General features: G+C 59.4%; 17 protein-coding genes. 7 read left to right on the forward strand and 10 right to left on the reverse strand.

The window, feature by feature from the left end; translation table 11 throughout:
• Positions 1-70 precede the first annotated feature (70 nt).
• The 4 genes from BUB72_RS12340 to BUB72_RS12355 form a co-directional block, all read right to left on the reverse strand.
• Positions 71-955, reverse strand: coding sequence for an esterase-like activity of phytase family protein (locus BUB72_RS12340; RefSeq protein ID WP_073144181.1), 885 nt, complete (start codon positions 953-955; stop codon positions 71-73).
• Positions 928-1758: a penicillin-insensitive murein endopeptidase gene (gene mepA / locus BUB72_RS12345; protein WP_073144406.1), complete on the reverse strand. Its 831-nt coding sequence runs from the start codon at positions 1756-1758 to the stop codon at positions 928-930. The genes BUB72_RS12340 and mepA overlap by 28 nt, the downstream gene beginning before the upstream one ends.
• A 26-nt stretch (positions 1759-1784) precedes the next feature.
• Positions 1785-3188 (reverse strand): MFS transporter, encoded by a 1404-nt coding sequence (locus BUB72_RS12350; protein ID WP_073144182.1) that lies wholly within the window; start codon positions 3186-3188, stop codon positions 1785-1787.
• A 103-nt stretch (positions 3189-3291) separates the two neighbouring features.
• Positions 3292-3819, reverse strand: a complete 528-nt coding sequence (locus BUB72_RS12355) for an acyl-CoA thioesterase (RefSeq protein WP_073144184.1) — start codon at positions 3817-3819, stop codon at positions 3292-3294.
• A gap of 127 nt (positions 3820-3946) precedes the next feature.
• Here BUB72_RS12355 and BUB72_RS12360 point away from each other — a divergent pair, with 127 nt between their 5' ends.
• Complete coding sequence (locus BUB72_RS12360; protein WP_073144186.1) at positions 3947-4234, forward strand: YggT family protein; 288 nt, start codon at positions 3947-3949, stop codon at positions 4232-4234.
• A 9-nt stretch (positions 4235-4243) separates the two neighbouring features.
• On the opposite strand, the gene msrA is transcribed toward BUB72_RS12360, so the two are convergent.
• The 3 genes from msrA to BUB72_RS12375 all read right to left on the reverse strand — a co-directional run bounded on the left by msrA (position 4244) and on the right by BUB72_RS12375 (position 7145).
• Positions 4244-4819 carry a peptide-methionine (S)-S-oxide reductase MsrA gene (gene msrA / locus BUB72_RS12365; protein ID WP_083588664.1) on the reverse strand — a complete coding sequence of 192 codons (576 nt, stop codon included), beginning with the start codon at positions 4817-4819 and terminating at the stop codon, positions 4244-4246.
• A 199-nt stretch (positions 4820-5018) separates the two neighbouring features.
• Positions 5019-6080 (reverse strand): M48 family metallopeptidase, encoded by a 1062-nt coding sequence (locus tag BUB72_RS12370; RefSeq protein ID WP_073144191.1) that lies wholly within the window; start codon positions 6078-6080, stop codon positions 5019-5021.
• Positions 6081-7145: a YjgN family protein gene (locus BUB72_RS12375; protein ID WP_073144193.1), complete on the reverse strand. Its 1065-nt coding sequence runs from the start codon at positions 7143-7145 to the stop codon at positions 6081-6083. It abuts the gene before it with no gap.
• A 130-nt stretch (positions 7146-7275) separates the two neighbouring features.
• Here BUB72_RS12375 and BUB72_RS12380 point away from each other — a divergent pair, with 130 nt between their 5' ends.
• From BUB72_RS12380 to BUB72_RS12390, 3 genes are all read left to right on the forward strand, one after another.
• Complete coding sequence (locus tag BUB72_RS12380) at positions 7276-8184, forward strand: D-amino acid aminotransferase (protein WP_073144195.1); 909 nt, start codon at positions 7276-7278, stop codon at positions 8182-8184.
• On the forward strand, positions 8181-8882 hold the full coding sequence (locus BUB72_RS12385) for a sulfotransferase-like domain-containing protein (RefSeq protein WP_073144197.1): 702 nt from the start codon (positions 8181-8183) through the stop codon (positions 8880-8882). The genes BUB72_RS12380 and BUB72_RS12385 overlap by 4 nt, the downstream gene beginning before the upstream one ends.
• A 235-nt stretch (positions 8883-9117) precedes the next feature.
• On the forward strand, positions 9118-9534 hold the full coding sequence (locus BUB72_RS12390; RefSeq protein ID WP_073144199.1) for a DUF7282 domain-containing protein: 417 nt from the start codon (positions 9118-9120) through the stop codon (positions 9532-9534).
• A 54-nt stretch (positions 9535-9588) separates the two neighbouring features.
• Here BUB72_RS12390 and BUB72_RS12395 read toward each other — a convergent pair whose 3' ends face one another.
• On the reverse strand, positions 9589-10815 hold the full coding sequence (locus BUB72_RS12395) for an argininosuccinate synthase (RefSeq protein WP_073144201.1): 1227 nt from the start codon (positions 10813-10815) through the stop codon (positions 9589-9591).
• 146 nt (positions 10816-10961) lie between these two features.
• Here BUB72_RS12395 and BUB72_RS12400 point away from each other — a divergent pair, with 146 nt between their 5' ends.
• The gene (locus BUB72_RS12400; protein ID WP_073144203.1) at positions 10962-11720 is read left to right on the forward strand and encodes a hypothetical protein; all 759 of its coding nucleotides are present in this window, start codon (positions 10962-10964) and stop codon (positions 11718-11720) included.
• Entirely contained in the window at positions 11717-12964 is a 1248-nt protein-coding gene (ilvA, locus tag BUB72_RS12405) for a threonine ammonia-lyase IlvA (protein WP_073144205.1), read from the forward strand. The genes BUB72_RS12400 and ilvA overlap by 4 nt, the downstream gene beginning before the upstream one ends.
• Here the strand turns inward: ilvA and BUB72_RS12410 are convergent.
• On the reverse strand, positions 12961-13263 hold the full coding sequence (locus BUB72_RS12410) for an Hpt domain-containing protein (RefSeq protein ID WP_073144207.1): 303 nt from the start codon (positions 13261-13263) through the stop codon (positions 12961-12963). The two genes, ilvA and BUB72_RS12410, sit on opposite strands and share 4 nt — an antisense overlap.
• 135 nt (positions 13264-13398) lie before the next feature.
• On the opposite strand from BUB72_RS12410, the gene BUB72_RS12415 reads away from it, so the two are divergent.
• The gene (locus BUB72_RS12415; RefSeq protein ID WP_083588648.1) at positions 13399-14715 is read left to right on the forward strand and encodes a PP2C family protein-serine/threonine phosphatase; all 1317 of its coding nucleotides are present in this window, start codon (positions 13399-13401) and stop codon (positions 14713-14715) included.
• Positions 14716-14730: 15 nt separating this feature from the next.
• On the opposite strand, the gene BUB72_RS12420 is transcribed toward BUB72_RS12415, so the two are convergent.
• Entirely contained in the window at positions 14731-15171 is a 441-nt protein-coding gene (locus BUB72_RS12420) for an NUDIX hydrolase (RefSeq protein ID WP_073144209.1), read from the reverse strand.
• Between the last annotated feature and the right edge of the window lie 8 nt (positions 15172-15179).

Below are 15179 nucleotides of genomic sequence, written 5' to 3' on the forward strand. Positions count from 1 at the left end.
GGATTGGCGCTCCCAAAGATGTCCGCTATGGGCTCAAACCCGACCTCCCCATTCCAGCAAAAAATCCACCTCACTGAACCAACCGGTACTCCACCAACTCGGTGCGCTGGAAAAACCTGAAGTTGTCGTCCGAAATCATCGTGACACGGATCGCCCCTTCGGGGGTGGCCCACACGGCAATGCCTTCCAGATTGTCATGCGTGCCCGCGGTCGTTCGCAGCAACTCGCGCTCGTCGGTCAGCGCGTTGCGGCTCAGCTTGAAGCTGCGCACGCGGCTGGCGAAGCCGCTTAGCCCCACCAGTTCCCGTTCCAGCAGATACAGCCGCCCGTCCGGCCCGAAATCCGCGCCAACCGGCAAGAACCCGTCGCGGCGCGGGATGCTCAGCGTGCGGTCCCATCGCCCGCCACGATAGCGATACACCGGAAAGGGCCGGTTCAGATCACCGGAGCGTTCCGGCATCGTATACAGCACACCCGCATTGTCGATCGCCAGCGCTTCAAGCGACGAATTGCTTTGCAGGGACTCGCGCCAAGGCAGGTCCGGCAATGGTCTGCCCACGCCACCTAAGCTGTCATAGGCCACAACCCGATGCGTCCCCTCGTAAGACACATAGATCGTCCCGCCGGGCGACACCGCCAACCCCTCCGCATCGGAGCGATAGCTTCGCCAAGGCACACCGTCTGCGTTCAACAAAGGCATAAACCGCAGGTTGTCCAAGCCGCGAATGCGGTTGCCATCGCGCAGGATACGCCCCTCGGCGATCATGCCCTTGTCGGAGGTGGTGATGAAACCGACACCATTCCGGCTCACCTCAAGCGAGGAAAACCCGCCGAAGCCGTCGACAGCATTCTGCCAGCCATACCTGCTGACAAACTCCAGCGATTGCGCACAGGCAATCCCCGCAGAAAGCCCGAGGGCGGCGAGTGCTAGTTGGAGTTCAGAACGCCAACGCATGCTTTTGGTAGATCAGCTAGCCGCAGTTCGCGCCGCTTCTTCGCTTTCGGCGGGTTCTTTGGCGGGGGTGGCGGGTTCAGGATGTTGTTCACCCATTGCTGGGCATCTGCGCAGCCGTCACCAGCGGGTGGCGGGTCTTGGTTCACGCAACCGCGCGACCCTTTCGGGCAGCTCAGGCGCACGTGGAAATGGTAGTGATGTCCCCACCAAGGCCGGATTTTGCGCAGCCATGCCCGCTTGCGCTTGCTTTTGGCCTTCTCGTCCTTGCACATCTGCACCTTCGCACCGGGGAAGACGAAAATCCGCGCCACCCGCGGGTCACTCGCGGCGGCTTTTAGGATTTCATGATGCGCGCGGGTCCATTTGTCGTTCACATAAGCCCCGCCCGCGCGCCGCATGGACATGGCGGAAATATTCTCGCGCTGGTTGCGGTTCAGGTTCACGCGGCCCACCGGATTCATCCAGATATCGGCGTCCAGCCCCAGCTGGTGGCTGCGGTGACCTGTTAGCATCGGCCCGCCACGCGGCTGCGAGAAGTCGCCGAAATACAGCCCCTTCCAGCCCTGCTTCACCGCAACACGGCTCAGCTTCTGGCTGAAATCAATCAATTCGGGATGGCCCCAATTACGGTTACGCGACAGGCGCATGGACTGCCATGTCGGGCCGGTCTCCGGCATTTGCACCAAGCCGGCGGCGCATCCTTTGGCGTAAGAGCCAAAGGCCGCTGCTTGTTGCGCAGAGCCATCTCTCTTGGCCCCGAAATACTGCTTTGCTAGCTTCTCCGCGCTGGCAGGCAAGGTCATGCAGACCGCCGCCAATGCCGCAACTATCAGGTGCCGGATTCCCATACTGATGCGTCCTCTCCGTCTGGTTTCACCCAGAGTAACAGGACCAGCCCCAAAAGAAAGAGGCCGATGAGCGGTGTCACGCCAATTCTTTGGGACCCGGACAATGTGGTGACCAGCGCGATCAATCCCGGCGCAAGGAACGACGTCGCTTTGCCCGCCAGCGCATACAAGCCAAACGCCTCGGTCATGCGGTTCGGGTTGGCCTGCCGGACCATCATTGTGCGCGACGCGGACTGGATCGTGCCACCCGCGGCCCCGACAAGAATACCCGCCAGATAAAACGCGATGTCGGACGCGGTGCGGCCTGCGACTACGCCCTCGTCCAGAACCGCAAACCCGAATATCGAGGTCGGCGTAATCATCACAATCGAAATCGCCGCAATAATTAGCGCAATAATCGACACCAGAATAACCGGTTTAGGCCCGAAACGGCTGTCAGCCCGTCCGCCCAGATAGGCCGCGATGGCCCCGCCAATCACTGCGAGGATGCCGAAAACGCCAACATCCACAACGCTCCAACCCAAAACTCCGACCGCATAAACACCGCCGAACGTATACATGCCGTTCAACGCGTCGCGGTACAGCATCGAAGACGCCAGATAATTCGCAAGACTCGGGCTTCTTGGCAGCCGCTTTATGGTGCGGCCCAAGTTGCGAAGGCCGGCCGCAATAACGCCCTTTGTGCGAGCGGGGCGATCTTTCGAGTCCCGCACCCAGATATAGAATGGCACCATGAACAGAATGAACCAAATGGCCGAGAAAACACCGACAAAGCGCGTCCCTTCACGCTGTTCGGAGTCGAGCCCGCCCAAGGGCGACAATCCGATCAGGGTGCGGCCCTCATTGTTTTCCGCCAGAAACAGCAGGGCAAAAATCAAGGCCAGCAAGCCGCCCCAATACCCCATCGCCCAGCCCGAACCGGAAATGCGCCCGATTTCCTCGCGCGTGCCCAAATCCGGTAGCATGGCGTTGGTGAAGATCGTCGCGAACTCCATTCCGATGAGCCCGACAATGAACAATCCCATCACCAAAGGCAGGCTGAAACCTTGCGGGTCGGCATACCACGTGCCAGCCGCGCCAAAGACGTATAGTACTGAAAAGACCCAGATATACGGAAGCTTGCGTCCGGTGCTGTCCGCGACGGCACCCAGCACAGGCGCAGATAGCGCGATTAGCAGGCCAGAGATGGTCAGCACCCAGCCCCACATGCTTTGGGCGCTGGCCTTGGCCAAGTCCACTTCCATGCCGTCAGCCACATATTGCGCGGTTACAAGCTCGGCAAAATAGGGGCCAAAAATGAATGTCAGCAACAAGGTATTATACGGCTGGGAAGCCCAGTCGAACATAAACCATCCCCAAATGCGCTTCTTGGCAGAGGTCGCCATAGTTACATATTTCCCAGCACTGTTGCATTGACCTAGGGCTATCTAAGCTCACGAAGCAAGGAATAACTTACCTTACAAAACTGACGTTGACGTCACTTTAAGGCTAGAATGGAGGCCACGGACGCAGTGCTTCGGCTTCGGTCCAGGCCTTGATCCACGCTGGCACCTCGGGGGCCTCCATCTTCAGATCGAGTGCTTCCATAACCGTCTGCGGGGATACGATTCCGCCTTTGCCCGTCACCGCCGAGCGGTACAAGATATGCGATGTCGCCTCGCCACGCACGCGCATGGACTGCTCCAGATACAGGAACTTGTCATCCCAGCACACTGCGCGGGACCGCATCTCGATCCGGTCGAACATCCGAACACGACGGCGGTAGCGCACCGACGCGCCCGCCATGGTCAGCCCCCAGCGATGCTCTTTCAGCGCTTTGATCAAGCCGACCCGCCCCGCCAAGGGCATCCGCCCCATGTCGTAAAGCGTCAGCGTCCGCCCGTTATTCAGTTCGCGCCACAGGTCCAGATCCCATGGCCAGCAAATATGGTGGGATACATGGGTATCCAGCGGCCCCAGCGGCGGGTCGTTGCGATGGCGGACAAACTGGAAAATCAGGCGTAGTATCGGGTACATGTCGGCTCCTTGGTTGCCCCGACACATGCCTTATTGGGGGGCAGCGTCAACCAAGACTTCGCGTCACACCTTGCGCGCGGGCCGCGCGACGCTTACCTACTTCGCAACCTTTGACCGGAGCACCCGAATGACCAGCCTTTTTCAAATCCTGATGTTGCTACTTGGTGTGGTCCGCACGGTGATCATAATCCACTTCATCATGAGTTGGCTGATCAGCTTCGGGGTGTTGAACATGCGCCAGCCAATCGTCGCCCAAATCTGGGACGGGCTGAACCGCCTGCTGGAGCCGCTTTACGGCCCCATACGCCGCATTTTGCCGCAAATGGGCGGGCTGGATCTAAGCCCCGTTGTGGCGCTGCTGGGCATTTACGCGTTGCAGATCATCCTGACCAACAACGCGGCACTGTTCTACTAAACCCGACGCCTAGTTGATGAACGGTGCGGAACTGCCCCAAAGCTGTTTCACCCGTTGGTCGCGCCCGCATGCCGTGCGGTACTTCTTGTAGGCCTTCGCCTTTGATTGCGGCCCGAAGCGGGTCAGTATCAGCTTGTCCTGCTTGTAGTAGTCCTGATGGTACTCTTCGGCAGGGAAGAACGGTTTCGCATCCAGAATGGGCGTCACGATCTTTTGCCCCAACTCTTTCTCGGCGGCGGCTTTCGCCGCTTCGGCAGCTTCGCGGTCCGGTCGGTTCGTCACAAAAATCGCGGTGGAGTAGCTCTCGCCACGGTCACAAAACTGCCCGTCCGCATCCGTGGGATCAATCGAGCGGAAGAACAGGTCGTAAAGTTTGCGCGCTGAAATCTTGGACGGGTCATAGTCGATCTGCACCGCCTCCAGATGTCCGGTGCCGCCTGCCACTACCTGTTTGTAGGTCGGGCTGGCCACTTTGCCACCTGTGAAACCTGACACGGCCTCGCTTACCCCTGCGACGGACTCAAAGTCGGATTCCACGCACCAGAAGCATCCTCCGGCGACGGTAACTTCCGCCGCTTTCGCCATATTCGTTTGGACGGAAAGGCCCGCCAAAACGGCAAGGCCAAATCCCGTCAGATACCAGCGTGTGCGTTTGAAATGTGTCAAGGTGCCACTCCCGTGCAAGGTCGTTTTGAATTCTCTGTGGGGCAATCTCCTGCGCCCACTTGTCAAACTCAACCAAACTTGCCGTGATTGGTTCCATCCAAAAAAAACGTCTTCGTGATCAAAGCCTGTCGATATAGGCGTCGATGGCCTTCACCCGCTCCGCGCTGGACGGGTGGGTGGACTGCCATTGGGGTGGCTCCTGGTCGCCATATTCTTCGTCCAGCTTCTCGAAAAACAGCTTCAACCCCGCCGGATCAAAGCCGGAGGCATCCGACAGGGACAGGCCGAACTCGTCCGCCGAGGTCTCCTGCGCGCGACTGAACGACAGGGACAGCAACACGTTCCCTTCCAGCACTACGTCTTCCAGAATGGGCCCGACATCGCCTGCCAGAAAAGCAATCAGGATATACATGCTCAACGACCGGTAAATCCGTTTCAGCCCGTGTTGCTCGACCACATGCCCAATCTCGTGGCCCAGAACACCGGCCATCACATTCGCATCGGGAAAGTCGTTCACGAACGCATCTGTCATCACCATCGTGCCACCCGGTAGCGCAAAGGCGTTTGGCCCCATGCCCGGCATGTCGCGGAACAGCAACTCGAAGCTGTGCTCGTCCTGCACGTCTTGCGGCAGCGACTGGACCAATCGGCGATACACCTTGTTGACGTCGGCCTTCTGCGCATCCGTCAGCCGTGACGGCTCCGCCATGGCAAAGTCGATTGTTTGCAACGTGCCAACGTCGATCTGCTCGATCACGGCAGGCGGAGTGAAGGCGATGGCGACCGAGGCCATGATGTCCAGCCCGTAGCGCCACATCACCCAAGCCGCGGCAAGGCACACGGCGACCACACCAAACAGGCGTGCGTTAAAGTTCTCGTAATGATGCAACAACGACCCGCGGGTCTTGCCCGTGAGCGCCTCGATGGCGTCGTGGTCAGTTGTCTCGAAAACGGCGCCGTCGGGGAAGGTCACCTTGCGCGGTGCGGTGCCCAAAGGCGGGTCGACCCGCAGGTCCGACAGATAAGCGCTGGCAAGCACCGCGCGCTCGTCGTTCTGGATATCGACCCAAAGGTCTTCGCCCCCTTCGCGCGTCAAAAGACGTGCGGGTTGGCGGTAAGAGGAACGCGCCGCATAGGCATGGCCGCGAAGGCCCCGAAGCTGCGGCGCGTCCCCCATCATTTAGATCGGCAAGCCGACGTCGATGCCTTCGAGGTCCGTATAGGCATCCCCGAACGCACCGCCAGCTTCCTGCTGCTGGGTCACGAAGTCATCCATAGAGCCACCCGGAATGAAGCCGGTATGCGCCGCCAGATACCGCGCCATGCGGACCTGCGCCCATGGCAGCATCAAGAACAGCGTGAACACGACGACGATCATGTTCGTCACGGCCAGCCACAACAGTTGTGGCGCTGTCACATTGGACGCGAAAGCATGTCCGCCTTCCAGAGTTGTGTTGTTATAAACCGCGTTACGGATCAACGCCTGATAGATGAACACCGCTGGCAGGAACGCGATGAAGAACAGCAGGTAGAACAGGCCAATGGCCTTCGCAGCTTCGCCCGGTGCCGCGTCGGGGTTTTCCATGGCCATTGCGAAATCCATGAAGCTGAAGCCGGTGACGACGACGCCAACCAGGCCAACAACGATGATCCACGCAATCGCGACGAGGAACGCTTTGTAGAACGGGCCAAGGCCAACTTCCATGTTGAACCGTGCTTGGCCCAGCTTGTGGTTGTTGATCGAGAAACGCTTCACCGCACGGTCCAAAATCGGGAAGGTCGTATATAGCGTCAAGGCCGTCAGGATCGGGTAGACAAGGAATGTCAGAAACGCCTGCCCGACAGTGCCCACAAACCCGAAGCGCACGTTCGAGAAGCTGGACATGCGCGCGTTGAAGATCATCGAGCGGACGATCAGCCAAGGGAAGATGAACAAAAGCCCGATCAGCAGCAGCAGACCCAAGATGGGCAGAACTGCGGTGATGATCTGGAACACGATCACGGCCCCGATGACGATCAGGCGGCCGATCAGGATTTGCTTGCCGGTGGCGTGGTAGTCAAAATTGCGCCCTTCGACATAGGTGTGGTTGTAGAAATACTTTTTGGTCCGGACCTTCGCCCAAGCCGAGTAAATGCCAATCGTCACGATGCTCAAAAGCAGGTTAACGATCCAGATACCGAACCACTCTTTGGCGTTTCCGGTAAAGTCAAAGGGCTTCGCGCCCTGCGGTAAACTCTCACTCATTGTAAATTCCCTCTGTTCAATGAAATTGTTTTTTCCAAACCTCTTAAACAAACCGGAGTCGTTTGGGAATCCTAAGAATTCCACTGGCCCAAACTTAAAATTCAGGCTCTATGTCGATGCAGGAGGCCCCATGACAGATCACCAGACCACACATCAAGCCGAAGAAGACGCCCGCAACGACGAGATTTTGATCTATGTCGACGGCCAGCTAAAACCCAAAGCCGAAGCCACGGTCTCTGTCTATGACAGCGGCTTCATGCTGGGCGACGGCGTTTGGGAAGGGCTGCGGCTGTATAACGGCACATGGGCTTTTCTGGGTGAACATATCGACCGCCTGTTCGAGGCAGCGAAAGCCATCGACCTTGATATCGGTATGGACCGCGCTGGCGTCGTCGCCGCGCTAGAGCAGACCCGCGATGCCAACGGCATGGTGACCGACGCCCATGCGCGCCTGATGGTCACCCGCGGCGTCAAGCACCGCCCGTTCCAGCATCCGGCTTTGTCGCGGTCCGGCCCGACCTTCGTGATCATCATGGAGCATTCACAACCGAAACTGCCCCGCCCGATCCGGCTGGCCACCGTCCCGCATTTGCGCGGCTTGCCGATGACGCAAGACCCGAAGCTAAACTCGCACAGCAAGCTGAACTGCATCCTCGCCTGCATCGCCGCCGAAAAGGCCGGCGCGGACGAAGCCCTGATGCTGGACCTGCATGGCTTCGTGAACACCACCAATGCCTGCAATTTCTTTGTGGTGAAGAAAGGGGCCGTTTGGACGTCCACCGGTGACTATTGCATGAACGGGATCACCCGCCAGAAGGTCATCGACCTGTGCCACGCCAACGGCATCCCCTGCTTTGAGCGGAACTTCTCGCTGGTCGACACCTACTCCGCCGACGAGGCCTTCCTGACCGGCACTTTCGGCGCGCAAACACCTGTGTCGGAAATCGACGGACGCCAGATTGGTACCGGAGAGCTTGGCCCCGTCACCACCCGTCTACGCGCGTTGTATAAAGAGCTGGTTGAAAGCCAAACCGAATGAAGATCGCCATGTGGTCCGGCCCGCGTAATCTGTCGACAGCGATGATGTATAGCTTCGGCAACCGCCCCGACTTCGAGGCGGTGGACGAACCCTTCTATGGCGCTTACCTGCACGCAACAGGGATCGAGCACCCGATGGGCGCGGAGGTCATTGTCTCGCAGGACACCGACCCCGCCCGCGTCGCCGACGCCTGTGCGGCGGAGCCCGCGCAACACCGCTACATGAAGCACATGCCGCATCACATGCTGGACGGTGTCCCGCTGGACTGGACGCAGGATTGCGTCAACATCCACCTGATCCGCCATCCCGCCCGCGTCATCGCCAGCTATGCCGCCAAGCGCGAGAACCCGACGCTGGAAGATATCGGCTACCCGCAGCAAACCGCGCTCTATAAAAAGATCGGCGGTTTGGTGATCGACAGCCACGACATCCGCGAAGACCCCGAGACCGCGTTGCGCATTTTGTGCGACGCTATCGGCCTGCCGTTCTCGGACGCGATGCTGCACTGGCCCGCCGGACCAAAGCCTTTTGACGGCGTTTGGGCGTCGCATTGGTACGGCGCGGTTCACCGCTCCACAGGCTTTGCAGGGCCGGAAGGCGCGCTGCCGGAACTGAACGGAGAGGCGGCAGAATTGTGCGAAAAAGCCCTTCCGCACTACGAAGCGCTGAAAGCGCGAAAACTGCTAATCGCATCATAAATGGCGGGTTTTTGATTTGATTAGGTTTACGGAGTTGCAACACCTGTAAACGCAAAACAGGAAAACCCAGCCAGATCAGCCGAAGAAAGTTAACGCGAAAATGTCCAAGGTAACCCATGGGTTACCTGCCATTTTCATCTTTTTTTCAACTCCGGTGAAACTTCCTAGCTGCCATTTACGTGTCTCCAAGCACATCCCCCATAACGGGGGAGCTGAGCTTAAGGAGTTACGACACATGAAATTCTTCATCGCTACAACCGCTGCCGCCCTGATGATCACAGGGGCCGCGCTGGCCGATGGCCACGCCCCGACCCCAAGCGTCACCGCCATGGATCAGGACGTCTCGAACGGCATCGTTTCAGCCGATGCCGTCACCGCTGGCGTCAATGGCTGGCTGGTCGTCCACCGCACCGACGCCGACATGAAGCCCGGCCCTGTTGTCGGCTACGCCCCCCTGCGCATGGGTGACAACGCAGACGTCGCCGCGATCCTGCAAGAGCCTGTAGCTTCCGGCGATATGCTGATGCTGATGGTCCACGCGGAAGAAGGCGGCATGAAAACCGGCGTCTTCGAATACACGCTGGGTGCCAAGGAAGACGGCCCGATTAAGCCGGACGGCAAACTGGTGATGCAGGTCATCAAGGCCAAGTAAATCAACCTCGCCTAAAACAAACGGCGCTCCTTTCGCGAGGGGCGCCGTTTGTCGTTACTTCTTCAGACGCTTGTCGCGGGCTGCCAGCAACTTCAACCGCAGCGCGTTCAGCTGGATGAAACCAGCCGCGTCTTTCTGGTCATATGCGCCCGCATCTTCCTCGAACGTCACATGGGCTTCGGAATAGAGCGAGTGATCAGACCACCGCGCCACAGTCCGCGCCAGGCCTTTATAGAGCTTCAACCGCACGGTGCCGGTGACATGTTCCTGAGACTTGTCGATCAACGCTTGCAGCATCTCGCGCTCTGGCGAGAACCAGAAGCCATTATAGATCAGCTCTGCGTATTTCGGCATCAGCTCGTCTTTCAGATGCGCCGCGCCACGGTCCAGCGTGATCGACTCGATGCCGCGATGGGCTTCCAGCAACAGCGTGCCGCCGGGGGTCTCGTAGACGCCGCGGGACTTCATGCCGACGAAGCGGCCTTCGACCAGATCAAGACGGCCGCAACCATGCTTGCCGCCCAGTTCGTTCAGTTTGGTCAGGATCGTCGCGGGGCTCATCGCCTCGCCGTTGATCGACACCGCGTCACCGCGCTCGAACCCGATTTCCACGATTTCCGGCTCGTTCGGCGCGTCTTCGGGGTTCACCGTGCGCTGGTAGACGTAATCGGGTGCCTCGTCGGCCGGGTTTTCCAAAACCTTGCCCTCGGAGGAGGTGTGCAGCAGGTTCGCATCGACCGAGAACGGCGCTTCGCCGCGTTTGTCCTTGGCGATCGGGATCTGGTTCTGCTCGGCAAATTCCAGCAGACGGGTCCGCGAGGACAAATCCCATTCACGCCAAGGCGCGATCACCTTGATGTCGGGGTTCAGCGCGTAGGCCGCCAGTTCGAACCGCACTTGGTCGTTGCCTTTGCCCGTCGCGCCATGCGCCACAGCGTCGGCACCGGTTTCCGCCGCGATCTCGACCAGACGCTTGGAAATCAGCGGGCGGGCAATCGACGTACCCAACAGATACAGCCCCTCATAAACAGCATTGGCGCGGAACATCGGGAAGACGAAATCCCGCACGAATTCTTCGCGGACATCTTCGATGTAGATGTTTTCCGGCGCGATCCCCAGCAGTTCGGCTTTCTTGCGGGCTGGCTCCAGCTCCTCGCCCTGCCCCAGATCGGCGGTGAACGTCACCACCTCGCAGCCGTATTCGGTTTGCAGCCATTTCAGGATGATCGAGGTATCAAGACCGCCAGAATAGGCGAGAACTACTTTTTTGGGGGCGGACATTGGGGCGTCTCCGGCTGAGGCTAAAGGTCGCCAAGGGCGATAGCGCCAATGTCACAGGGGTGCAAGGGCGTGCATCGCCGTGATTGACCCAAAGGGCGTTTAACCGCAGGGTCGCATCAAAGAAAAAATGACGGGCAAAGAGCACTATGCGGCAAGCAATCGACATCTTCACCTATGGGCTAACGCAACTATTTGGCAACTTTGGAACAGCACTTCGGCTCACCGCCCTGATCTGGGTGTTGGCAAGCCTGCTGATCTACGCGCTTGGTTACCTGATGGTCGGCTTGCCCATCGGGGCCATGGCCTTGCAGCCGGATGCCGAGGGACAAATGCCGAACCTGTCCGCGACCTTCACAATGCTGTCCGTGGTCATCAACCTGATCGCGATTTGCTGCGTTTCCCTTATCTGGAGCCGCTTTTGCCTTGGCGCAGACACGCCGCGCGGTGTGGTAGCCTCACTGAAGGCGGCACCGTTCGGCGGGTTTTTGATGACGCTGATCCTGATCACCGGATCAATCGGCGCGGCGGGCTTCGTGATAAGCAGTCTCGGATCATTCATCCTGCCCTACCTGCCGCTGCTGGTCGGGTTCACCGTTTATCCCTTCGTGATCGCCTGCCTGCTGCTTTGGCTGTTCTTCAGATTAGGTGCCGCGCTGCCCGCCGCCGCCGCGGGTCAGGTACTGTCCCTGATGCAAGCGTGGTCCGGCTCGCGCGGCAAGGGGCTTTGGATTTTGGCAATTATGGCTGCGTTGCTGGTGACGCTGTTGTCGGTGCCGTCCGCCTTGCTTTCGGGCCTGCTGATCGCTGGCAACCTCGTCAGTATCATCTCGACATGGCTGATTGTGTTGACCGGCACAGGCTGGCTCGTCGCCATCTTCCGCCTGATCCCGCCGGTGGCAAAATGACCGATTTCCCCACCACCGCCCGCGCCGCCTGCGAAGCGATGCGCGCGTTGTTCGACGCGACACCGCTGCAACTGAACGACTACCTGTCAGAGCGGTATGACGCGCGGATTTACCTGAAGCGTGAAGACCTGTCGCCCGTGCGGTCCTACAAAATTCGCGGCGCGTTCAACGCCATGTCGAAGCGCAGGATCAGCCATCCGGACCAGCGCAACTTCGTCTGTGCGAGTGCGGGCAACCACGCGCAAGGTTTCGCCTTTGCCTGCCGCCATTTCGGCGTGACGGGAGAGGTCTTCATGCCGATCACCACCCCGCAGCAAAAGATCGAGAAAACCCGTGCCTTCGGGGGCGATTCCGTCAAAATTCGCCTGACAGGCGACTATTTCGACCAGACCCTGCGCGCCGCGCAAGACCATTGCGCCGAGATTGGCGCGCATTTCCTGTCGCCTTTTGATGACCCTGACGTGATCGAGGGGCAAGCCTCCGTCGCTGTCGAGATTGAGGCGGAAATGTCGGAGACGCCGGATATGTTGCTGCTGCCTGTCGGCGGCGGTGGATTGTCGGCGGGTGTCACGCGCTATTTTAACGAGGTCGGTGCTGACATTGCGTTTCGCTACATAGAGCCTGCAGGCGGAGCGTCCCTAACCGCCGCCCTAGCCAAGGGTGCGCCTGTGAAACTGCCCCATATCGACACGTTTGTGGATGGCGCCGCCGTGGCCCAGATCGGGAAACACACCTTCGAGGTGCTCAAACATGTCGATCCGGCCCATGTGTTGCTGGCGCCTGAAAACCGCATTTGCGGCACCATGATCCGTCTGTTGAACGTGGAAGGGATCGTGCTGGAACCTGCCGGTGCGCTAGTGATTGATGCGCTTGACGATCTGGCGACAGAGATCAAAGGCAAGACAGTTGTGTGCGTGACTTCTGGCGGGAATTTCGACTTTGAACGCCTGCCCGAAGTCAAAGAGCGCGCCCAGCGCTATGCCGGATTGAAGAAATACCTGATTTTGCGGATGCCCCAACGCCCTGGCGCGTTGAAGGACTTTCTGGCGCTGCTTGGCCCCGACGACGACATCGCCCGTTTTGAGTATTTGAAGAAGTCCGCGCGCAACTTCGGCTCCGTTCTGATCGGGATCGAAACCAAGGAGCCCGATGCCTTCGCGCGCCTGTTCCAGTCCATGACCGATGGCGGGTTCGAGCATCGCGACATCACCAATGACGACGTGTTGGCAGAATTCCTGATCTAGGGGTCCATCCCTTCCAGAAACGTGGTTTTTGACTGCGCGTACAGGCCGCGCAGATTACTTAGCTGCGCGGTGTCCGGCCTGCTTTCCATCTGCTCGCACATGGCGCGAAATCCCTCGAACCCCAGATTGGCGGCACTGCCTTTCAGGAAATGAAGGTCGTCGGCGAAGACATCTGGCGGATCACGGGATAGCTCTGCCAGCTTCTCCTCCACCTCCTCCAGAAACAGGGTGGTGATTTCGCGAAAATCCTCCTCTCCCAAATCCTCTTTCAACTCTGCCACTCGTGACCAGTTCAACATTCCACAAGTCCTGCACACGTCTTTGATGCGACCATGCTGCGGGCCTGAGGGTTAAGAAATGGTGACAGTTCCAATTGTAATTAATCCAATTTGAACATTCACAGAGCCTTAAGAGTTCCAGCGTTTTGTGCAAGTATGTTACGTCATACTTCGCCGATCCACGGGGTCGCGCATGCTCAGCAGTTCGACCCCCTTGAATGGGAAGACAGCGGCGACACCGATCCGGCGGTGCCGCGGCAGGTTCTGGTGGTGGATGACAGCCGCATGCAGCGGCGACTGCTTTCTGCCAACCTGCGTAAATGGGGCTATGAGGTGCTGGAGGCGGAATCAGGTGCTGACGGGCTTGCTCTGTGCGAAAAACATGACGTGTCCCTGATCCTGAGCGATTGGGTGATGCCCGGAATGTCCGGGCCGGATTTCTGCCGCGCATTCCGGCGGTTGGGGCAGGACGGGTACGGGTACTTCATCTTGCTCACCAGCAAGGGCGGCAGTGGCGAAATCGCCGAAGGGCTGAATTCCGGTGCCGATGACTTTCTGACCAAGCCGGTCAATTCCGGCGAATTGCGAGCGCGGTTGCGAGCGGGCGAGCGGGTCTTGCAGATGCAAGCCGCTCTGATCGACAAGAACGAGATCGTCAACGCCGCGCTGACTCGGATCGAAACGCTCTACGACGCGCTCAATCACGACCTGTCGGAGGCGCGGCATCTCCAGCAATCCCTTGTCCGCGAAACCGATATCGAGCTTCCGGAAGGCCGCATTGCGCTGAATCTGACACCCAGCGGCCATGTCGGTGGTGACCTTGTAGGGCAGTTCCGCGTGAACGATCACCAGATCGGGCTGTTCTCGCTTGATGTGTCCGGCCATGGCGTCACATCCGCGCTGATGACGGCGCGGCTGGCGGGGTATTTAAGCGGGCTGACCCCAAGCCAGAACATGGCGTTGCACAGGCTCGGCAATGGTGAATTCACGGCCCGTGATCCGGCCGAAACCGTCAGCGACCTGAACAAGCTGCTGCTGCGCGAGTTGGAGACCGAGCATTACTTTACCATCGCGCTGAGCATCGTGGATCTGAAAAGCGGGCGCATGCAAACGGTGCAGGCGGGCCACCCGCATCCGGTGCTGCAAAGAGGTGACAATCCACCGGTGCTGCTTGGCGATGGTGGGATGCCGGTCGGGTTGATCCCCGACGCGCCTTACATGTCATTCGAGACGCAACTGAAACCAGGGGACAGGTTAGTCCTGCATTCCGACGGGATCACCGAAGCCGAAGCCCCGAGCGGCGAGATGCTGGATGACGACGGCTTTGGCGCAATCCTGACCGCGGCGCGCGATCAGGACGGACAGGAAACGCTGTGCCAGATGTTGTCGACACTACGCAGCTACACAGGCGCCACCGAATTCAGCGACGATGTGTCAGCGTTGATTTTCGACTATCACGGGCCTGTCCGGTGACACCCGACGCTGGCATCACAGCACAAAAAGCTGGCGTACGAAATGGCGGTCGCCTTCATTGCCAAGCAGCCGCGCCGCATCCGCAGGGGACATCCAGACCGCCGAATGATCCGGTTCGATCGGCGGGCCGCGTTGCAAAACGGGGCGAGCGATGTAGACGCTGCACAGCTTTTCGGCCCAATAGCCGTATTCGGGCATATACACAAAGCGCCGGAACGCCCCGAGCTTGCGCGGGGTCGCCATGGCCCAGCCGGTTTCCTCCATCACCTCGCGGTGGAGGGCAGGGATTGGATGCTCGCCCGGATCAATTCCGCCACCGGGAAGCTGGAATTCCGGATCGTCACCATCTTGAATTGTGGTCAGAAGCTCCTCGCCATTCCACAAAATCGCATAGGCTCCGGGCCGTAGCCGATAGGGTTTCCCGGACTGGAAGGGTTCTCCAAAACGCCTGATCATTGTGCAAC

The organism is Litoreibacter ascidiaceicola, from assembly GCF_900129235.1.
In the GTDB taxonomy this organism is placed as follows: Bacteria; Pseudomonadota; Alphaproteobacteria; order Rhodobacterales; family Rhodobacteraceae; genus Litoreibacter; species Litoreibacter ascidiaceicola.